Origin of the sequence: Anaeromyxobacter sp. K (genome assembly GCF_000020805.1) — a bacterium.
Taxonomy (GTDB): Bacteria; Myxococcota; Myxococcia; order Myxococcales; family Anaeromyxobacteraceae; genus Anaeromyxobacter; species Anaeromyxobacter dehalogenans.
The window spans coordinates 4,212,762-4,231,977 of record NC_011145.1; the positions used below are offsets into that span (position 1 = coordinate 4,212,762).

At 74.4% G+C, this 19,216-nt stretch carries 15 protein-coding genes; 6 read left to right on the forward strand and 9 right to left on the reverse strand.

What is annotated here, in order from left to right; all coding sequences use genetic code 11:
- Positions 1 to 21 precede the first annotated feature (21 nt).
- Positions 22 to 1,752: a DUF4388 domain-containing protein gene (locus tag ANAEK_RS18855; RefSeq protein WP_012527722.1), complete on the reverse strand. Its 1,731-nt coding sequence runs from the start codon at positions 1,750 to 1,752 to the stop codon at positions 22 to 24.
- Positions 1,753 to 1,891: 139 nt separating this feature from the next.
- On the opposite strand from ANAEK_RS18855, the gene ANAEK_RS18860 reads away from it, so the two are divergent.
- Together ANAEK_RS18860 and ANAEK_RS18865 are read left to right on the forward strand one after the other, a co-directional pair.
- Positions 1,892 to 2,833 carry a diacylglycerol kinase family protein gene (locus tag ANAEK_RS18860; RefSeq protein ID WP_012527723.1) on the forward strand — a complete coding sequence of 314 codons (942 nt, stop codon included), beginning with the start codon at positions 1,892 to 1,894 and terminating at the stop codon, positions 2,831 to 2,833.
- 66 nt (positions 2,834 to 2,899) lie between these two features.
- Positions 2,900 to 3,670 carry a Stp1/IreP family PP2C-type Ser/Thr phosphatase gene (locus ANAEK_RS18865; protein WP_012527724.1) on the forward strand — a complete coding sequence of 257 codons (771 nt, stop codon included), beginning with the start codon at positions 2,900 to 2,902 and terminating at the stop codon, positions 3,668 to 3,670.
- A gap of 4 nt (positions 3,671 to 3,674) precedes the next feature.
- Here ANAEK_RS18865 and ANAEK_RS18870 read toward each other — a convergent pair whose 3' ends face one another.
- Complete coding sequence (locus ANAEK_RS18870; RefSeq protein WP_012527725.1) at positions 3,675 to 4,721, reverse strand: nucleotidyltransferase family protein; 1,047 nt, start codon at positions 4,719 to 4,721, stop codon at positions 3,675 to 3,677.
- Between the two features lie 20 nt (positions 4,722 to 4,741).
- Between ANAEK_RS18870 and ANAEK_RS18875 the strand changes: the two genes are divergently transcribed.
- Entirely contained in the window at positions 4,742 to 5,935 is a 1,194-nt protein-coding gene (locus ANAEK_RS18875; protein WP_012527726.1) for an MFS transporter, read from the forward strand.
- Positions 5,936 to 5,947: 12 nt separating this feature from the next.
- Here the strand turns inward: ANAEK_RS18875 and ANAEK_RS18880 are convergent, their stop codons facing one another.
- The 4 genes from ANAEK_RS18880 to ANAEK_RS18895 all read right to left on the reverse strand — a co-directional run bounded on the left by ANAEK_RS18880 (position 5,948) and on the right by ANAEK_RS18895 (position 10,518).
- Positions 5,948 to 6,550, reverse strand: a complete 603-nt coding sequence (locus ANAEK_RS18880) for a 3'-5' exonuclease (RefSeq protein ID WP_012527727.1) — start codon at positions 6,548 to 6,550, stop codon at positions 5,948 to 5,950.
- Between the two features lie 92 nt (positions 6,551 to 6,642).
- On the reverse strand, positions 6,643 to 8,448 hold the full coding sequence (locus tag ANAEK_RS18885; RefSeq protein ID WP_012527728.1) for a DUF294 nucleotidyltransferase-like domain-containing protein: 1,806 nt from the start codon (positions 8,446 to 8,448) through the stop codon (positions 6,643 to 6,645).
- A 60-nt stretch (positions 8,449 to 8,508) separates the two neighbouring features.
- Entirely contained in the window at positions 8,509 to 10,257 is a 1,749-nt protein-coding gene (locus tag ANAEK_RS18890; protein WP_012527729.1) for a sodium:solute symporter family protein, read from the reverse strand.
- Positions 10,258 to 10,260: 3 nt separating this feature from the next.
- Positions 10,261 to 10,518: a DUF4212 domain-containing protein gene (locus ANAEK_RS18895; RefSeq protein ID WP_011422745.1), complete on the reverse strand. Its 258-nt coding sequence runs from the start codon at positions 10,516 to 10,518 to the stop codon at positions 10,261 to 10,263.
- A gap of 345 nt (positions 10,519 to 10,863) precedes the next feature.
- Here ANAEK_RS18895 and ANAEK_RS18900 point away from each other — a divergent pair, with 345 nt between their 5' ends.
- Positions 10,864 to 12,555: an MFS transporter gene (locus tag ANAEK_RS18900; RefSeq protein WP_012527730.1), complete on the forward strand. Its 1,692-nt coding sequence runs from the start codon at positions 10,864 to 10,866 to the stop codon at positions 12,553 to 12,555.
- 205 nt (positions 12,556 to 12,760) lie between these two features.
- On the opposite strand, the gene ANAEK_RS18905 is transcribed toward ANAEK_RS18900, so the two are convergent.
- Positions 12,761 to 14,161 (reverse strand): bifunctional serine/threonine-protein kinase/universal stress protein, encoded by a 1,401-nt coding sequence (locus ANAEK_RS18905; protein ID WP_012527731.1) that lies wholly within the window; start codon positions 14,159 to 14,161, stop codon positions 12,761 to 12,763.
- Between the two features lie 5 nt (positions 14,162 to 14,166).
- Positions 14,167 to 14,913: a metallophosphoesterase gene (locus ANAEK_RS18910; RefSeq protein ID WP_012527732.1), complete on the reverse strand. Its 747-nt coding sequence runs from the start codon at positions 14,911 to 14,913 to the stop codon at positions 14,167 to 14,169.
- Between the two features lie 458 nt (positions 14,914 to 15,371).
- Here ANAEK_RS18910 and ANAEK_RS18915 point away from each other — a divergent pair, with 458 nt between their 5' ends.
- Positions 15,372 to 15,713: a DUF485 domain-containing protein gene (locus tag ANAEK_RS18915; RefSeq protein ID WP_012527733.1), complete on the forward strand. Its 342-nt coding sequence runs from the start codon at positions 15,372 to 15,374 to the stop codon at positions 15,711 to 15,713.
- 28 nt (positions 15,714 to 15,741) lie between these two features.
- Positions 15,742 to 17,367 (forward strand): cation acetate symporter, encoded by a 1,626-nt coding sequence (locus ANAEK_RS18920; protein WP_012527734.1) that lies wholly within the window; start codon positions 15,742 to 15,744, stop codon positions 17,365 to 17,367.
- 122 nt (positions 17,368 to 17,489) lie between these two features.
- On the opposite strand, the gene ANAEK_RS18925 is transcribed toward ANAEK_RS18920, so the two are convergent.
- Complete coding sequence (locus ANAEK_RS18925; protein ID WP_012527735.1) at positions 17,490 to 19,163, reverse strand: methyl-accepting chemotaxis protein; 1,674 nt, start codon at positions 19,161 to 19,163, stop codon at positions 17,490 to 17,492.
- Positions 19,164 to 19,216 lie beyond the last annotated feature (53 nt).

Sequence of the window (19,216 nt, forward strand, 5' to 3'; positions counted from 1 at the left end):
ACAGCGCGCGCCCGGGGACGATCAGCGCCCGCGCCGCTCGGCGCGCCGCGCCTCCAGGTTGCGCAGCTCGCGCAGCGCGTCGGCGTTGCGCGGGTTCGCCGCCACCGCGGCGCGGAACATGCGCTCGGCCTGGCCCACGTCGCCGTCGTCGCGCGCCAGCAGGCCGGCCACCTGGCACACGCGATCGCTCGCCGCGCCGCCGGGCTCGCGCAGCGCCTGCTCGACCAGGGCGCGCGCCCGATCGAGATCCCGGCGCTGCGGGTCGGCCAGGAAGGTGTGCGCGACGGCGGCCAGGTACTCCGGGCGCGGGTCGGCGCGCACCGCCGACTCGTAGAACCCCCGCGCGCGCGCCAGGTCGCGCGTGCGCAGGCACGCCTCGCCCTTCTGGAAGTCCACCCGCGCCGACTCGGCCTGCGCCGGCGTCACGCCGTGCGCGCCACGCACCGCGAGGTACTCGGCCCGCTTGCGGTCGTCGGACAGGGTCTCGTACGCCTCGTTCACCGCGGTGAAGAAGTCGCGCACCTGCTCGGCCAGATCCGCGAGCGCCGGCGCGGCGAAGCGATCGGGGTGGAACTGGCGCGCGAGCTGGAGGAAGGCGCGCTTCACCTCGTCGCGGCCGGCGGTGGCCTCCAGGCCGAGGCGGGCGAACAGGTCGCGCTCCCGCGCGCGCGGCGCGGCGGCGAGCAGCGCGGCCCGGAGCGCGGCCTCGGGCGAGCCGGGCGGCGCGCCGGCCGGCGGCGGCGGGGAGGCGGCGGGGGCTGCGGGCGCGGCGGGCCGTGGCGCCGCGGCGGGAGGCCGCCCGGCGAACGGCCCGATGCCCATGTTGCGCATCGCCTGCTGCAGCAGGCGCTGGCGCCGCTCCCGCGCCTCCGCCGGATCGCTGCGGCGCGCCGGGACGGCGGGCGCGGGCGGCGGCGCGGCGGGCGCGGCCGCCGCCGCTGCGGGGGCGCCGGTGCGAGCGGGCGCGATCGGCTCGGGCTCCGGCTCGAGCTCGAGCACGAGGCCGGCCGCGGTCTCGCCGCTCGGCTGCCGCCCGGTGGCCGGCACCGCCAGCCCGAGCAGCAGCAGCGCCGCGAGCACGGCGCGCGCGCGCTCCGGCTCCACCTCGTCGCCGGCGAAGAACGCCTCCAGCGTCGCGGACGGCGTGAGCCGGCGCAGCAGCGCCTGCTCCGGCGCGGTCCAGCGGAAGGCGCCGGCCACCTCCGCGTAGCCCGAGGCGAGGCGCACCGCCTGGTGCGCGACGGGCTGCAGCGCCGACACGACCAGCGCGCCGGCCTGCGGCCGCTCCAGCGCGTCCACGATGGTGCGCAGCGGCGACAGCCGGCTGCCGCGGGTCCACTCCGGCACGGGCGCGGCCGGATCGAAGCGGAAGGCGCCCGCGTCGAGCGCGGCGATGAGCGCGAAGTAGCCGGCCTGCTGCTCGGCCAGCGTCCGGTCCACGTCGGCGCGCGAGACCGCGCCCAGCTCGACCAGGATCTCTCCCTGCGGGCGCCGGGTGGAGGCCATCAGCCCGAGGCTGCGCGAGAGCGCGTCGATGTCGATGAGCCCCGCCTGCAGGAGCAGCAGCCCGAGCGGCCGGAACCCGGTCACCACCTGCGCGCCGACGGGCCGCCCGTCGCGCAGCCACAGCCGCGAGGTGCCGCCCTCGTGCGCCACCTCGAGCAGGCCGGTGGCGCGCACGTTCAGCGCCTCGAGCAGGATCGCGGCGAGCGGCGTGCGGGCCAGGTCGCCCGGGGCCTCGAGGACGGACATTCGCGACATCTTACCGCGGGCGGGCGTCGTGCGCTCCCGGTGCGGCCGCGCGGGCGTTTTCGGTTTGACCCGGCCACGCCCGCGCCGCAGAGTCGGCGGACGGGGCGGCGGCACCGGGATCCACCTGGGACGGGTCGGCATGGGCGGCATCGGCATCGTGAACAACCCCCGCTCGCGGCGGAACCGGCGCGACCCGCGCCTGGGCGAGCGGCTGCGGGCGCGACTCGGCGACGCGGGCGAGCTGATCGACGCCGCCACCCCCGACGCGCTCGACCGCGCCGTGGAGCGCTTCCGCGCGCGCGGGGTGGACGTGCTCGGGATCGGCGGCGGCGACGGCACCGCGCACGTGGTGCTCTCGGCGTTCGCGGACGCGTACGGCGACGCGCCGCTGCCGCAGATCCTGCTGCTGCGCGCCGGGGCCATGAACACGGTGGCGCACGGCAACGGGATCCGCGGCGGCCCGGAGGCCATCCTGAGGGCGGTCCTCGCACGGCGGCAGCAGGGGATCCCCCTCGCCACCGTCGAGCGCGACCTGCTCCGCGTCGAGGCCGACGGGATCGCCACCCGCCACGGGTTCATCTTCGGCACCGGCGCGGTGGTGGCGTTCCTGGAGGCGTACTACGCGACGGGCCGGCCCTCCCCGCTCACCGCGGGCCTCCTGCTCGCGCGCTCGGTCGGCTCGGCGCTGGTGCGCGGGCCCTTCGCCGCCTCGCTCACCCGCCGCGATCCGCTCCGGGTGTGGAGCGACGGCGAGGAGTGGACCGACGCGCGCTACCTCGCGCTCGTGGCCGGCTCCACGCCCGACATCGGCTTCGGCTTCCGGGCGTTCCACCGGTGCGGCGAGCAGCCCGGGTCGTTCCACGCGGTCGGGGTCACCGCCAGCCCGCTGCAGATCGCGCTCGCGCTGCCGCGCATCCGCGCGGGGCGGCCGTGGAAGCGGCGCCACGCCCAGGACGAGGTGGCGCGCGAGCTGCGGGTCGAGGGCGACGGGCTGCGCTTCACGGTGGACGGCGACCTGTACGGCCCGGCGCGGGCGGTGCGGATCTCGACCGGTCCGGGCGTCGAGCTGGTGGTGCCCTGACCGCGTTTTCCCGGGCGGATCCTTTTGACCGGTGAGGGGGTCGCGACTAACCTTCCCGGTCCCACCATGCGCCTGAGCCACGCGGGAGCGAGCGACGTCGGGCGGAAGCGCGCCCACAACGAGGATGCGTTCCTGCTCCTCCCCGAGGAGCAGCTCTACTGCGTCGCCGACGGGATGGGCGGCCACGCCTCCGGCGAGGTGGCGGCGCGCATCGCGGTCGAGGAGATGGCCGAGTTCTTCCGGATCACCGGCCGGGACGACGAGGCCACCTGGCCCTTCCGGCCGGACCCGGTCCGCGACGCCGACGAGAACCGGCTCCTCACCGGCGTGAAGCTCGCGAACCTGCGCATCCACGAGCGGGCCCGGACCGACGAGCGGCTCCACGGGATGGGCACCACCCTGGTCGCGGCGCAGTTCCCCCGCGACGGGCGCGAGGTGCTGGTCGGCCACGTGGGCGACAGCCGCGCGTACCTGTTCCGGCGCGGCGCGCTGCGGCAGCTCACCGAGGACCACTCGCTGCTCAACGACTTCCGGCGCACGCGCCAGCTCACGCAGGCCGAGATCGAGGCGTTCCCGCACAAGAACGTGATCGTCCGCGCGCTCGGCATGAAGGAGTCGGTCGAGGTGGACCTGCTCCGCGAGCCGCTCGAGGACGGGGACGTGGTGCTGCTCTGCTCCGACGGCCTGTCGGGCATGGTGCCGGACGCGCGCATCGCCGAGGTGCTGCGCGCGGTGCCGGGCGACCTCCGCCGCGCGGCCCAGGCGCTGGTCGACGCGGCCAACTCGGCCGGCGGCGCCGACAACGTGACGTGCGTGCTGGTCCAGGCGCAGGGCTGACGTCTCAGCCCGCCCCTCCCTCGCGCACCCGATCCGCGTCCGCCGCGATCGCGTCCTCGACGACCTCGCCGGGCGCGAGCGCGGTGCCCGCCCACAGCACCGCCCGGCGCACCGCCGCGCCGGCGGGCACGCGGCAGCCCGGTCCCACCACCGCGCCGGGCCCGACCTCGGCGCCCGCCGCCACCTCCGCGCCGGCGCACACCAGCGCCGGCCCGGTGAGCCGGGCGCCCGGGTCCACCCGCGCGCCGGGGGCGATCCTCACGCCGGGCAGCCGCTCCACCGCGCCCGCGAACGGATCCGCCCCCGCGAAGCGCGCCAGCGGCACGCGGCCGGCGAGCAGGTCGCGGTTCGCCTCGAGGTAGCGCTCCGGCGTGCCGAGGTCGTTCCAGTACCCGGCGGCGACGTGGCCGCGGATCGCGCCGGACGCCATCAGCGGCGGGTAGACGTGGCGGTTCACGTCGGCCTCGAACGGCTCGGAGGGCACCGCGTCGAGCAGCGCCGCCGAGAGCACGTGCACGCCCGAGAAGTGCCAGGGCCGGAGCCCCTCCCCGCCCGGCCCGAACCGCGCGGCGATGCGCCGCACCGCGCCGCCCGCGTCCACCTCGACCGCGGCGTAGCGCGCGCCGGCCGGCATGGGGAGCAGCACCAGGGTGGCGAGCGCGCCCGAGGCGCGGTGCGCGGCGAGCGCGGCGCCGAGATCCACGTCGAACAGCACGTCGCCGTTCACGAGCAGGATCTCGTCCGCGCCGCGGAGCGCCGCGCGCGCCTCGCGGAGCGCGCCGCCGGTCCCGGCGATGACCGGCTCGCGCGAGACGGTCAGCGACAGCCCCAGCGCGCGCGCGGCCGCCTCGGCCTCGGCGGCCATGAGGTCCGGCAGGTGGTGCACGTTCACCACCGCGCGGCGCACGCCCGCCCCGGCCAGCAGCGCCAGCGAGCAGCGGACGAGCGGCACCCCGCACACCGGCACCGCCGGCTTGGGGACGCGCGCGGTGAGCGGGCGCAGCCGCGTCCCGAGCCCGGCACAGAGGACCATCCCGGCGAGGTCGCCCATGGTAGACGCGAGTCTAACCGATGGCCTCCGCGGCGCGACTCCGGCTCATGTACTTCCTGTACTACGGGAACGTGGGCGTGGCGCAGCCGTACCTGGCCGCGTACCTGCGCGGCCTGGGCTTCAGCGGCGAGCAGATCGGCACCGTCCAGATGATCCCCTCGCTGCTCGCGCCGGTGGTGGCGATGTCGTGGGCGACGTTCGCCGACCGCCACGCCACCCCGGCCCGCGGGCTGCGCCTCGCCACCGCCTGGAGCGCGCTCTGCGTGCTGGCGCTGCCGTTCGCGCGCACGCCGGCGGCGGTCGGCGCGGTGCTGGTCGCCGCGGCGCTCGGGGACCGCGCGTACGTGCCGCTGCTCGACTCGGTGACCCTGGAGCACACCCGGGCGCGGCCGGAGCGGTCCTACGCCTCGGTCCGGCTGTTCGGCTCGATCGGCTTCGTGGTGCTGGCGCTCGCGGCCGGGCGCGCGCTCACGCTGCGCGGCAACCGCCCGGCCGACCTGCTCGTGCCGTCGCTCATGACCGCGCTCGTGGCCGGCTACGCGCTGGCGGCGCGGCGGCTGCCGGCGCACGCCGGGCCGCCGCACGAGGACCGCCCGGGCCCGCGCGACATGCTCGCGCTGCTCCGCCGGCCGGCGCTGCCGCTCCTGCTGGGCGCGTGCGCGGTGCACTGGGCCGCCTGCGCGCCGTACCACCTGCTGTTCGGCGTGTACGTGCGCGACCGCGGCCTGCCCGCCGACGTGACCGGGCTCGGCACCGCCGCGGGCGTGGCGGCCGAGATCGCCGTGCTGCTCCTGTTCCCCAGGCTGGAGCGGCGCCTGTCGCTGCGCGGGCTCCTCGCCGCCTCGTTCCTGGGCTCGGCGGTGCGCTGGGCGCTGCTCTGGCGCGCCGAGGGCGCGGCGGCCATCGTGCTGCTGCAGCTCCTGCACGGCCTCACCTTCGGCCTGTTCTGGGCGGCCGCCATGAAGGGCATGGCCGAGGTGGTGCCGGCGCGGCTCCGCGCCACCGGCCAGGCGCTGTTCAGCGCGGTGGTGTTCGGGGCCGGCAACGGGGTCGGGTTCGCGCTCTCCGGCGCCGCCTACGACCGGCTCGGCTCGGTGGCCCCGCTGTTCGCGGGCGCCGCGCTGCTGGAGCTGGCGCTGGTGGGCGTGGGCCTCGCCGCGGCCGCCGCGCTGGCGGCGGCGCGCGCCCGCGGGACCGGCCCGGCCGCGCCGTGATCCAGCCCGCGGTCAGGTGAGGTCGCGCAGCCGCCGGGCCCCGAGCGCCTCGCGCAGCACCAGGAACAGCTCGGCGGTGGCCACCGCGTCGGTGAGCGCGTCGTGCGCCTGGTAGTCGGGGAGGCCGAGCCGGCGCCGCGCGGCCGAGAGGTTCAGGACCGGCGGGTCGGCGGGCAGCTCCGGGAAGCGCCGGCGCTCGCGCGCGTCGAGGCGGAGCAGGAGCTTCACCGTGTCCACCACCGGCGGCCCCGGCCAGCGCAGCCCCGCCGCCCGGAACGCGCGCTTCAGGAACCCGAGCTCGATGGGCGCGTGGTGGACGAGCAGGACCGCGTCACGCAGGCGGCGCTCGAGCTCGGGCAGGACCTCCGCCAGCGCCGGGGCGCCGCGCGTGTCGCCGGCCACGAGCTGGTGCGCCTGCACCGATCGCGGGCTCACCGCCTTCCCCTGCTCCGGGCGGACCAGCGTGCGGTACGCCTCCCCGAGCCGCAGGTGCCCCTCGCGCACCGGGAGCATCCCGACCGCGAGGATGGCGTCGCGCCGCGCGTCGAGGCCGCCGGTCTCGAGGTCGAGCGACCAGTAGACGGCGGACTCCCAGGGCGGCGACGAGAAGAGCATCGGGCCGCGATGGTAGCAGCCCGACGCGGGAGGGGCCCCGACGCCCTTCGGCAGGCTCAGGGCGGCGGGGCGGGGACGCAGTCCCCGTCGGATCAGAAATCCGTCTTGAAGTGGAAGGCCGCCCGATCTTGCAGCGTCTTCACCGCGCGGAGCGCGTCCTTGAGGCGCGAGCGCTCCATGGCGCTCAGCGCCGCCAGCGCCGCCTCGTTCGAGGGCGGGCGGCCCTCGGCCACGGCCCGGAGCTGGAGGCGCAGGCGCAGGCCGTTCAGGAACCGGAACCCCTCCGCCGCCCCCGCGACGGCGTCGCCGTCCAGGATCCCGGCGTCGCGAGCCGCCTCCAGCCGCTCCAGCGTCCCGCGCGCCTCGGTCCGCAGCTCCAGGCCGTAGCAGCGCGCCACCGCCACCACCGCCGCGATGCCCTGCAGCTTCAGGTCCACCGTGGTGGAGCCGCCGCGCAGGCGCAGCAGCAGCGACGTGGGCGGGCGGAAGCCGAGCGCGGCGCGGGCCAGGAAGCGCAGGAACACCGGGCGGTCCACCGCGGTCGCCAGCACCGCGTCGAGCGGCGCGACGTCGAGCCGGCCGGCCACCCGGCGGTAGTCGAAGAAGATGGCCGCCTCGAGCAGCGCCTGCGGACCCGGCGCGTCCAGCCACGCCTCGAAGCGCCCGCGCCACTCGGCCATCGGCCCGACCCACCGGCGGGCCATGTAGCCGCCCGGGCACGCGGGGAACCCGGCCAGCTCCAGGTCCGCGTTGACGCGCTCCGCCAGCACCTCGTACCAGGCGCGCCGCGCCTCGCCCTCGTCCGCGTAGACGAGCGCGTTGTCCTGGTCGGTGAGCAGGGTCTGCTCGCGGCGCCCCTCCGACCCGAGCGCCAGCCACGCGTAGGGCGCCGGCGGCTCGCCCAGGTCGGCCTCGGCGAAGCGCAGGATGCGGTGCAGCAGCGCGTCGTTGAGGCGCGCCACGAACCCGGCGATCGCGGCGGCGTCGAGGCCGCCGGCGAGCAGCGCGCCCGCCATCTCGGCCACCCGCCGCCCGTAGCCGGCCAGGCTCTCGCGCGTCGAGACGCGCTCCACCCCGCGCAGCACGGCCATCGGTCCCTGCGCCGAGGCGCGGAGCAGCTCACCCGAGGTGAGCACGCCCACGATCTCCGCGCCGCGGGTGACCGGCAGGTGGTGCACCCGGGCGTCCAGCGCGAGCCCCCAGGCCTCGTGGATGGGCGCGGTCGCGGGCGTGGTGCGGAGCGGCGAGGTGGCGACGCGCGCGAGCGGCGTGTCCGGCCCGAGCCCCTCGGCGAGCACGCGGTTCCGGAAGTCGTGATCGGTGGCGATGGCGGGCGGGTCGGCGCGGAGCAGCACCGAGGAGACGCCCTCCGCCCGCATGAGCCGCGCCGCGTCGCCCACGGTGGCGTCCCCCGCGATCCAGACCGGCGCGCGGCGCACCAGGTCGCCCACCTGGCGCGAGAGGTCGGCCTGGAACGTGGTGATGGCCGAGTGCTCGAGGCTCGACTTGAGCCGCTCGGCCAGGCCCACCGCGAAGTGCGAGGCGAACTGCGCGTCGCCGAGCAGGCGCTGGAACTCGGCGTCCGGCAGGCGGTACGCGAGCAGGTCGTCCTCGACCACCACGTCGATGGTGGCCTTGCGCGTGATGAGCGAGGTGTAGCCGAAGGTCTCGCCCTCCTCGAGCACCTGGAGGAGCTGGCCGTCGCGCTCGAGCCGCACCGCGCCCTTGCGGATCACGTACAGGTGGGCGAGCGGCTCGCCGCCCACCCGCGCCAGCCGCGAGCCGGCCGGGTAGTAGCCCACCTCCAGCGACGCGGCCGCCGCCTCGAACAGCGGCTGCGGCAGCGCGTGGAACGGGGGCGTCGCCCGCAGGTACGCGACCGGGTCGAGCGCGGCCATGCGGCGAGGATAGCGGGGCGCGCGGGCGGCGTCACGGCGCGGCGCCGGCGCCGGGGACGGTCAGCGGCCGTCGCCCACGCGCAGCGCGGTGGGCGCCGGCGCCGGGCGCACCGGCTCCCGCGGATAGCGCAGGTTCGTGACCAGGTCCTGCACCGCCTGCGGCGGCGCCGGCGTCCGCAGGGACACGACGACGAGGACGGTGAGGTTCACCAGCATGCCCACCGTCCCGAACCCCTGCGGCGAGATCCCCAGCCACCAGTGCGCCGGGACGTCCAGCTCCGGGTGCCAGAACTTGAACCAGTGGACGTAGGCGGTGGTCACCGCGAGCCCGCTCACCATCCCGGCGATGGCCCCCTCGCGCGTGGCGCGCCGCCAGAAGATGCCGGCCACCAGCACCGGGAAGAACGACGACGCGGCCAGGCCGAACGCGAGCGCCACCACCTCGGACACGAAGCCGGGCGGGTGGACGCCCAGCCAGCCCGCCACCAGCACCGCCACGGTCGCCGCGCCGCGCGCCCAGGCCAGCTCGCCGCGCTCGGAGACGCGCGGGATCCACATGCCCTTCACGAGGTCGTGCGCCACCGCCGCCGAGATGACGAGCAGCAGGCCCGCCGCGGTGGAGAGCGCCGCCGCGAGCGCGCCCGCCGCCACCAGCCCCACCACCCAGGGCGGCAGGCCGGCGATCTCCGGGTTCGCCAGCACCAGCACGTCCGGGTCGATCCGCACCTCGTTGCGGGCCGGATCGCCGGAGAGGCGCATCACGCCGTCGCCGTCGCGATCCGTGAACCGCACCAGGCCGGTGCGCTCCCAGTCCGCCACCCAGGCCGGCGCGTCCGCGTGGCGCTTGCCGTTCAGCGACTGGATCATCCCGGCCCGGGCGAACGCCGCCACCGCGGGCGCGGTGGTGTAGAGCAGCGCGATGAACAGGAGCGCCCAGGCGGCGGAGGCGCGGGCGTCGCGCACCTTCGGCACGGTGAAGAACCGGATGATGATGTGCGGCAGGCCGGCCGTGCCGATCATGAGCGCCAGCGTGCTGAACAGCACGTCGATGCGGGGCCGCGCGCCGGCGGTGTAGCGGCCGAAGCCGAGGTCCTCGCCGATCCGGTCGAGCACCTGGAGCAGGTGCACCCCCGGCTCGACCCCCAGGATCCGGGCGCCCTCCGCGCTGACCCGGCCGCCCAGCCCGAGCTGCGGGACCGGGTTCCCGGTGAGCATGATCGACGCGAAGATGGCCGGCACCAGGTACGCGGCGATGAGCACGACGTACTGGGCCACCTGCGCGTAGGTGACGCCCTTCATGCCGCCCAGCACCGCGTAGAACAGCACGATGGCCATGCCGAGCAGCACGCCGCGCTCCACCGGCACGTCCAGGAAGCGCGCGAACACCACCCCCACCCCGCGCATCTGCCCGGCCACGTAGGTGAACGAGACGAACACCGCGCACACCACCGCCACCCCGCGCGCCGTGCGCGAGTAGTAGCGCTCGCCCACGAACTGCGGGACCGTGTACTTGCCGTACTTGCGCAGGTACGGGGCGAGCAGCACCGCCAGCAGCACGTAGCCGCCGGTCCAGCCCATCAGGAAGATCGAGCCGTCGCGGCCGAGCAGCGCCACCACCCCGGCCATCGAGATGAACGACGCCGCGGACATCCAGTCCGCGCCGGTCGCCATCCCGTTCAGCACCGGGCTGACCTGCTTCTCCGCCACGTAGTACGCGCTGGTGGTCCGCGCGCGGCCCCACAGGCCGGCGAGCGCGTAGAGCGCGAAGGACGCGCCGACCAGCACCCAGGTCCAGGCGACGGGTCCCACGCCTCAGTCCTCGAACACGCCGTGGGCGCGATCGAGCCGGTTGGCGATCGCCACGTAGGCGGCGACCAGCAGCACGAACACGAGCTCCGCGCCCTGCTGCCCGAACCAGAAGCCGAGCGGAAAGCCGCCGAGGTGGAACGCGTCGAGCGCGTCGGCGAACAGGATCGCGGCGCCGCACGACACCGCCAGCCAGATCGCCAGGATCGCGGCGACGGTGCGCAGGTTGGCCCTCCAGTACGCGTCCCGCCGATCCCGTTCCATGCGAGCCCTCCGCGCGGCGTCCGGACGTCCGGGCCCGAGAGTACCCCGCCTGCGGCGTTCTGGCCTCTTCCGGGGCGCCGGATCCGGCCACCGCGCCCCCGCCGGGCGCAACATTCGTCTGGCCGGTGCACCTCTTGCGCGGACGCGCCGCGTCAACGACCCAACTCGGCGTACCTCCGCGATAAATCTCGCTACCGACAAGGGGCGTTCGTCGCAGTTCGTGCGCGCAGGGACTGCGCTAAGCGCGGTATTTGCGCGCAGACCGTTGTAAACGGCGAATCCGGTGTGCTACCTCGTACCTCAGGCCACGCGGCTGGCGTACCAACCTCACCGTGGAGGAAGAAAATGTCCGTGTCGTCGGCATCCCCTGTCCGACCCGTCCCCCCCGACTCCGGGTCACGTGCTGGAATCACCCGCGAAGAGAAGATGGTCATCTTCGCGTCGTCCCTCGGAACCGTGTTCGAGTGGTACGACTTCTACCTGTACGGCTCGCTCGCGGCGATCATCAGCAAGCAGTTCTTCGCCGGCGTCGACGAGCGCACCGGCTTCATCTTCGCGCTGCTCGCCTTCGCGGCCGGCTTCGCGGTGCGCCCGTTCGGCGCGGTGGTGTTCGGCCGGCTCGGCGACATGATCGGCCGGAAGCACACCTTCCTCCTCACCATCCTCATCATGGGCGGCTCGACGGCGATCGTCGGCATGCTCCCCAGCTACGCCACCATCGGCGTGCTGGCGCCGATCATCCTCATCTCCATGCGCATGCTGCAGGGCCTCGCGCTGGGTGGTGAGTACGGCGGCGCGGCCACGTACGTGGCCGAGCACGCGCCCCCGGGCCGGCGCGGCAACTTCACGAGCTGGATCCAGACCACCGCCACCCTCGGCCTGTTCCTCTCGCTCCTCATCATCCTCGGCACCCGCATCGGCCTGGGGAACGAGGCGTTCGAGAAGTGGGGCTGGCGCGTCCCGTTCCTGCTCTCGCTGATCCTGCTCGGCATCTCCGTCTACATCCGCCTCCAGCTGAACGAGTCCCCGGTGTTCAAGCGGATGAAGGAGGAGGGCAAGGCCTCGAAGGCCCCGCTCACCGAGTCCTTCCTGCGCTGGAACAACCTGAAGATCGTCCTGATGGTGCTGTTCGGCGGCGTCGCCGGCCAGGCGGTGGTCTGGTACACGGGCCAGTTCTACGCGCTGTTCTTCCTCCAGCAGACGCTGAAGGTGGACCCGACCGCGTCGAACTACATGATCGCGGCCTCGCTGATCATCGGCACGCCGTTCTTCATCGTGTTCGGCACGCTGTCCGACAAGATCGGCCGCAAGCGGATCATCATGGCGGGCTGCGTGCTCGCCGCGCTGACCTACTTCCCGATCTTCAAGGGCATCACCAAATATGCGAACCCGGCGCTGGAGCACGCGCAGGCGACGAGCCCGGTGACGGTGGTCGCCGATCCGAAGGACTGCAGCTTCCAGTTCGACCCGATCGGCAAGGCCAAGTTCACGAAGTCCTGCGACGTGGCCAAGGCCTCGCTCGCGAAGAAGGGCGTGCCGTACCGCAACGAGGAGGCGCCCGCGGGCACCGTCGCCACCATCAAGATCGGCGAGGTGGCCGTCGCGAGCTTCGCCGGCAACACGCTCTCGCCGGCCGACTTCAAGACGCAGAACGCCGCGTTCGAGAAGACGCTGGGCGACGCCATCAAGACCGCCGGCTACCCCGCCAAGGCGGACATGAGCCAGGTGAACTACGTGATGGTCGTGCTGCTCCTGACCATCCTCGTCATCTACGTGACCATGGTGTACGCGCCGATCGCGGCGTGGCTGGTCGAGCTCTTCCCCGCTCGCATCCGCTACACCTCGATGTCGCTGCCGTACCACATCGGCAACGGCTGGTTCGGCGGCTTCCTGCCGACCATCTCGTTCGCGATGGTCGCCGCCAGCGGCGACATCTACTACGGCCTCTGGTACCCCATCGTCATCGCGCTCATCACCGCGGTCCTCGGCACCCTCTTCATGCCGGAGACCAAGGATCGCGACATCAACCACGAGTAGCATGAGCGGCGCGCAGTTCGGGATGATGGCCGGTGGCCTGGCCGTGCTGGGCCCCGTCATCTGGGGAGTGGCGGAGGTCACCAGCAGGTAGTCGCCGCTCGTGCCGGGGCCGGACGTGCACATCCCGCACGTCCGGCCCCTTCCCTTTTCTCCGCGCGGCGCCGATGGCCGCCGCGGCGACGGGAGGGGATTGCTTCACGTGCTCTCAGCGGCGGCCGGGCGGGCGCACCAGCGTCACGGTGCAGGGCGCCTCCAGCGCCACCTTCGTCGCGACGGTGCCGAGGATCCCGCGCAGTGGCACGTCGGGCGGGGGCGCGCCGATCACCAGGTGCTCGACGCCGTTGGCGCGCGCGTAGTCCACCAGCGCCTGCGCCGCGTCGCCGGACTCGATCACGTGCAGCGAGACCTGCCCGGCCGCGAGCCCCAGCGGCTCGGCCCAGTGGCGGAGCAGCGCCAGGTGCTTGATGCGCTGGTGCGCGGCCGTCTCGTCGGCGCTCGAGCCGCCCAGCTCCGGGGTGGGCCGGATGACCGTGGCCACCGCGAGCCGCCGCGCGTCCTGGAGCGACAGGAGCCGCCGCACCGTCTGGCGGATGGCCTCGAACTGCGCCTCGTTGGTGTGCTGCGTGGCGATGCAGGCGAGCACGATCGCCGCCCCGGACAGCTCGGTGGACGGGAGCGCCAGCGGCGCCGGCTCGTAGCCGGCCGCCTTGATCCAGCGGCGGAGCACCGTGAGCGGCCCGGCGGCGCGCCGGCGGCGCCCGCGCTCGGTGATCGCCACCTGGTCCGGGTGCGCCAGGTCGAACGCGACCTGCGCGGCCGAGGCGTGGCGGCGGCTCGCGTCCGGCTCGAGGCACCGCAGCACGAGCTCCTGGAACCACTCCGGCAGCGCCGGGACCAGCGCCCGCGGCGGGGTCGGGTCGCGGTACAGCCGCCGGCGCAGCCCGCCGGGCGTGGTGGGCGTGCCGAACGGCAGGCGGCCGGTGGCGAGCTCGTACAGCACCGCCCCGAGCGCGAACAGGTCGCTGCGCGGGTCGCTGCGCGCGCCGACCACCTGCTCCGGCGCGATGTACGGCGCCGAGCCGATGGGGCGCCGGAACTCCTCGGCGAGCAGGTCCGGGTAGTGGGCGTGGTGCGCGAGCCCGAAGTCCACCAGCACCGCCTCGCCGGTGGGCCGGAACACCACGTTGGCCGGCTTCAGGTCGAGGTGGATCGCCTCCTGCTGGTGCAGGTCGTGGAGCGCGGCGGCGAGCGCGATCCCGATGCGCACCACCTCGTCGAGCGGGACGGGCCCGTCGCCGACCCACTCCTTCAGCGAGCGGCCGCGGACCTCCTCCATCACGAGGTAGGGCTGCCGCTCCAGGTCCCCGGCGGCCACGAAGCGCGGCACGTGCGGCCCCTTCAGCGCGGCGAGCACCGTCTGCTCGACCTCGAAGGAGATCACGCTGCTCGCCGGCTCCCCCGGGCCGAGGCGGGGGATCTTCATGATGAGCGGGAAGCCCGGGTCGGGGCCGGTGACCCGGTAGATGACGCCCATCCCGCCCGCGTGGAAGCGCTCGCCGATGCGGAAGCCGTCCACCACGTCGCCGGGCCCGGGCAGGTCGCTCACTGGGCTCACTCCCCGTGCGCGAGGCGCTGCGCGAGCCGCTCGGGCAGCCCGGCCGCGCGCACCTTCGCGGCGGCCGTCGGCCAGTCGTAGGGGACGCGGTGGAAGGTGATGGACGCGCGCGCCACGTCCACGATGGCGTAGCACGCCGCGGTGTTCCCGTCGCGGGGCTGGCCCGCCGAGCCCACCACCGCGAGCCAGCGGCGGCGGGGCGGCGCCGGGATGGCCACCCCCGGGATCGGCCGGAACGCCACCGGCCGGTCGGCGGCGCCGGTGTAGTAGAGCACCGGCTCGTGGACGTGCCCGCAGAAGACGTAGGGCGCACCCGCCGCGGCGAGGCTCCGCTGCGCGTGCAGCGGGTCGGTCACGTAGGCCCACTCCCGCGGCGCGTCGGCGCTGGCGTGCACCAGCACCAGGGGGTCGCGCCGGATCACCAGCGGCAGGCCGGCGAGGAACGCGCGCGCGGCCGGCCCGAGCCGGTCCCGCGTCCAGCGCAGCGCCTCCTCGGCGGTGGGGTTCATGGTGGCCGCCTCGCGCGGCTCGATCACGGCGGCGTCGTGGTTCCCGAGCACCACCAGCGCGCCGCGCTCGGCGTGCGCCTGCACCAGCTCGAGCACCGCCACCGGATCGGCGCCGTAGCCCACCAGGTCGCCGAGGAACGCGTGGCCGTCCACCCCCGCCGCCTCCGCGTGCGCGAGGCAGGCGGTGAGCGCCTCCAGGTTCGCGTGCACGTCGGCGAACAGCGCCAGCCTCATGCCCACCCCCGGGCCGCGTCGAAGCGGCGGACCGCCGGTCCGGCCCCGAGCGCCAGCATAGCAAGCGCAGCCCGTGCGGCCGCGCGGCGCCAGCATTGCGCCAGCGGCCGGGCGTGCGGTCGTCCGTCTCCCCCGATCCGGCGTCGCGCTCTCACGCTCCGTGCGGTTCGACCCGGGGGCAACGCAAAGCGTTCGCGCAACCGGTGCGTCGCGCGCGAATCATCGACTCGAACCGGCGACGTCGATTGACCACGGTCAGCAATTCGCGCAATTTTGTGCGCGGGCGACTCTATCGTTCGCGCATTTCGTGCTGTAGGCTTGCCGCTCGCAACACCCGAACCCACGATGTGCGAGCTCCCCACGCAATCGCGGTCCTCGGAAAGCAGCCCGGCTGACTTGTCGCACCGCACTTTCGAGAGACGCCCGGCGCGTTCGCGCAGGCATCCAAGGAGAGTCAAATGGCAGAAGCGGCACGGAGCGGTTCCAGCACGGAAAAGGGCCACAAGAGCTCGCTCCAGGTCCTCGATTCCCCGGACTTCAAGGCGCTGGTGAAGAAGCGCTGGAGCGTCAGCATGGTGCTGCTCGCCCTGCTCTTCGTCGGCTACTACGGCTTCATCCTGCTGCTCGCGACGAACAAGGCCTTCGTCACGCAGAAGGTCGGCGAGGTCACCACGCTCGCCATCCCGCTCGGCGTCGCGGTCATCATCTTCGCCTGGCTGCTCACCGCCTACTACGTGGGCTGGGCCAACAAGTCGTACGACCCCGAGGTCGAGCGGCTGAAGTCCCAGCTGAAGCGCTGACCCGGATCGCACCAGGAGACCCGTGACCATGACCCACCTCGGCGTGATCCAGCAGCTCATCCTCCAGCAGGCGCAGCAGGCGGCGCCCCAGGCGACCACCACCCTCGGGAAGCCGACCGTCGCGTCCATCGGCTTCTTCTTCCTGATCGTGGCGGTGACGCTCGTCATCACCTACTTCGCGGCGAAGAAGACCAAGACCTCCTCCGAGTTCTACGCCGCCGGCCGCAGCGTGTCGGCGCTCCAGAACGGCTTCGCGCTCGCCGGCGACTACATGTCCGCCGCGTCCTTCCTCGGCATCTCCGGCATGGTCGCCCTCAAGGGCTACGACGGCATGATCTACGCCACCGGCTGGCTCGTCGGCTGGCCGGCGCTCATGTTCCTCGTGGCCGAGCCGCTGCGCAACCTGGGCAAGTTCACGTTCGCGGACGTGGTCGCGTTCCGCCTGCGCCAGAAGCCGGTCCGCATCGCGGCGGCCATCGGCGGCATCCTGACCGTGCTCTTCTACACCATCGCGCAGATGGTCGGCTCCGGCGCCCTCATCCAGCTCATGTTCGGCCTGAAGTACGAGATCGCCGAGATCATCGTCGGCGTGGTCATGCTCGCGTACGTGCTGTTCGGCGGCATGCTCGCCACGACCTGGGTCCAGATCATCAAGGCCGGCCTGCTGCTGTTCGGCGTCACCATCCTGACCGGGCTCGTGCTCGCGAAGTTCGGCTTCAACCCCGGCAACCTGTACCAGGCGGTGGTGGCGCAGTACGGCCAGCAGTCGCTCGAGCCGGGCGGCTTCGTCGCGAACCCGGTGGAGGCGGTCTCCCTGGGCCTCGCGCTCATGTTCGGCCTGCTGGGCCTGCCGCACATCCTGATGCGCTTCTACACGGTCCCGGACGCCAAGGCGGCCCGCAAGTCGGTGCTCTACGCCACCGGCCTCATCGGCTACTTCTACCTGATCATCCCGATCGTCGGCTTCGGCGCGGCGGTGCTCACGCCGGGCGGGCGCGCGTTCATCACCTCGATCGACAAGGGCGGCAACATGGCCTCGCCGATCCTGGCGGAGCAGCTGCTCGGCTCCGGCTTCCTCGGCTTCATCGCCGCGGTCGCGTTCGCGACCATCCTCGCGGTGGTGGCGGGCCTCACGCTGGCCGGCGCGTCGGCCTACTCGCACGACATCTACGTGAACGTCATCAAGGGCGGGCACGCGACCGAGGAGGAGCAGGTCAAGGCCGCCAAGACCGCCACGGTGGTGTTCGGCATCTTCGCGGTGGGCCTGGGCATCCTCTTCAAGGGCCAGAACGTGGCGTTCATGGTGGGCCTCGCGTTCGCCATCGCGGCCAGCGCGAACTTCCCGGCGCTGCTCATGTCCATCGTGTGGAAGCGCTTCACCACCATGGGCGCGGTCTGGTCGATCCTGGTGGGCGCGTTCTCGTCCTGCATCATGATCCTGCTGTCGCCGACGGTCTGGGGCGAGGTGTTCCACCACCTCGACGCCGCGGGCAAGCCCTACGGCATCCTGCCGTGGAAGAACCCGGCCATCTTCTCGATGACCGCCGCGTTCATCGCGGGCATCGTGGTGTCCCTCGTGACCGCCGACCAGACGGCGCAGGACAAGTTCGAGGACGAGAAGCTCCGCACGTACCTCGGCGTCGGCGCCGAGTAGCGTCCCGGGCGGCGGCCCCTCCTCGACGCCGCCCTGAAGCCGCGCGGGCGGGCCCCTCCGGGCCCGCCCGTTCTTCTTCTTCTCGCGAGCGCCGCGGCGCCGCGGCCCGGGGCGGCCGCCGCCTAGAACCGCCGGAACTCGCCGTCGCCGGCCTTGCCGTTGCGCGCCGCGAGCGCGGGGACCTCCGGCGCCGCCGGCCGCGCGGCGGCGCGCGTCGGCGCCGCCGCGGCGGGCAGGTGCGGCACGGGGGCCGGCTGCACCCGCTGGGCGGCGTGGCCGGGCGCGCGGTGGTCGGTCGCGAGCTGGAAGAAGCTCATGAGCTGCTGCAGCGCCTCCGCCTGCGAGGCCATCTCCTCGGCGGTGGAGGACAGCTCCTCCGCGGCGGAGGCGTTCCGCTGCGTCACCTGGTCCACCGTGGCCATGGCCTTGGACACCTGCGCCACGCCGGCCGACTGCTCCTGCGACGCGGCCGCCACCTCCTGCACCAGGTCGGAGGTCTTGCGGATGGCGGGGATCATCTCGGCGATCATGTCGCCCGAGCGCACCGCCACGGCCACCGACGAGGACGCCAGCCCGCCGATCTCCTGCGCCGCCTTCTGGGCGCGCTCGGCCAGCTTGCGGACCTCCGTCGCCACCACCGCGAAGCCCTTGCCGTGCTCGCCGGCCCGGGCCGCCTCGATGGCCGCGTTCAGCGCGAGGAGGTTGGTCTGGTAGGCGATCTCCTCCACGATCCCGATCCGCTCGGCGATCGCGCGCATCGCCTCGACCGCCTCCTTCACCGCCGCGCCGCCCGCGTCGGCGCTGCGCGCGCCCGTCTTCGCCATCGCCTCCGACTGGCGGGCGGCCTCGGCGTTCTGCGTGATCGAGGCGCTCATCTCCTCGAGCGACGAGGTGGTCTCCTCCACGCTGGCGGCCTGCTCGCCGGTGCCCTGCGAGAGCGACTGCGACGTGGCCGAGACCTGCGCCGACGCGCCGGTGAGCGCCTCGGCGCCGCCGCGAACCTCGGCGATCACCGTGGTGATGCGCTCCGCGGTGGCGCGCATGGCCGCCTGGAGCCGGCCGGCCTCGTCGGCGCGATCCACGGTGGGGAGCTCGCGCAGGTCGCCCTGCGCCATCCGCTCGAGCGCCGCGACCACGCCGCTCACCGGCGTCACCACCGAGCGCGTGATCACCACGCTGAGCACGGCGCCGAACAGCACCGCGATCACGAGCGTGAAGGAGATCGTGGTCCGGACCGAGGACGCGACGGCCGCCACCATGTCCGCCCGCGACTGCATCTGCCGGTGGTGCTCCTCGGCGAGCGTGTCGGCCGCCGTCACCACGTTCCGCGCCGGCGCCTTGAACGCGGCCGCCGCGGCGTTGCCGGAGTCGGTGGAGCCGTGCTTGCCTGCCCGGATCTCGGCGAGCAGGCGCGACATGCCGGTCGCGTAGGCGTCGATGTCCCGGTGGATGGCCGCGAGCAGGGCCCGGTCGTCCTCGCCGGCGAGCCGGTCGAGCTCGCCGAGGGAGGTGCGGAGCTGCGCGAGCTCGCCCTCCCACTGCCGCTGGTAGTCGGCCACCTCGGCGGCGTCCTCGATGTTGATGAGGACGTCCTTCTCGAACCGGCGCAGGCCCAGCGCCGCGGCGCGGGCGTCGTCGGCGTGCCGGGCCATGAGCGCGTCGCCCCCCAGCATCTCGGCGGTGGCGGCGCCGATGCGCTCGGTGCCCCAGTAGCCGGACCCCGCCACGGCGGCGGTCGTCAGCACCATGAGGCCGAAGGCGAGGAGCAGGCGGACTCGGATCGACAGGTCTCTCACACATCCTCCCGGCGCGGACGCGCCAACGGCCCGGACCCGTGTGCAAGCAGGAG

Excerpts from the sequence above, each read along its gene's own strand:
- ANAEK_RS18855 (WP_012527722.1), bottom strand. The coding sequence starts at position 1,752 with ATGTCCGTCCTCGAGGCCCCGGGCGACCTGGCCCGCACGCCGCTCGCC.
- ANAEK_RS18860 (WP_012527723.1), top strand. The coding sequence starts at position 1,892 with ATGGGCGGCATCGGCATCGTGAACAACCCCCGCTCGCGGCGGAACCGG.
- ANAEK_RS18865 (WP_012527724.1), top strand. The coding sequence starts at position 2,900 with ATGCGCCTGAGCCACGCGGGAGCGAGCGACGTCGGGCGGAAGCGCGCC.
- ANAEK_RS18870 (WP_012527725.1), bottom strand. The coding sequence starts at position 4,721 with ATGGGCGACCTCGCCGGGATGGTCCTCTGTGCCGGGCTCGGGACGCGG.
- ANAEK_RS18875 (WP_012527726.1), top strand. The coding sequence starts at position 4,742 with ATGGCCTCCGCGGCGCGACTCCGGCTCATGTACTTCCTGTACTACGGG.
- ANAEK_RS18880 (WP_012527727.1), bottom strand. The coding sequence starts at position 6,550 with ATGCTCTTCTCGTCGCCGCCCTGGGAGTCCGCCGTCTACTGGTCGCTC.
- ANAEK_RS18885 (WP_012527728.1), bottom strand. The coding sequence starts at position 8,448 with ATGGCCGCGCTCGACCCGGTCGCGTACCTGCGGGCGACGCCCCCGTTC.
- ANAEK_RS18895 (WP_011422745.1), bottom strand. The coding sequence starts at position 10,518 with ATGGAACGGGATCGGCGGGACGCGTACTGGAGGGCCAACCTGCGCACC.
- ANAEK_RS18900 (WP_012527730.1), top strand. The coding sequence starts at position 10,864 with ATGTCCGTGTCGTCGGCATCCCCTGTCCGACCCGTCCCCCCCGACTCC.
- ANAEK_RS18910 (WP_012527732.1), bottom strand. The coding sequence starts at position 14,913 with ATGAGGCTGGCGCTGTTCGCCGACGTGCACGCGAACCTGGAGGCGCTC.
- ANAEK_RS18915 (WP_012527733.1), top strand. The coding sequence starts at position 15,372 with ATGGCAGAAGCGGCACGGAGCGGTTCCAGCACGGAAAAGGGCCACAAG.
- ANAEK_RS18920 (WP_012527734.1), top strand. The coding sequence starts at position 15,742 with ATGACCCACCTCGGCGTGATCCAGCAGCTCATCCTCCAGCAGGCGCAG.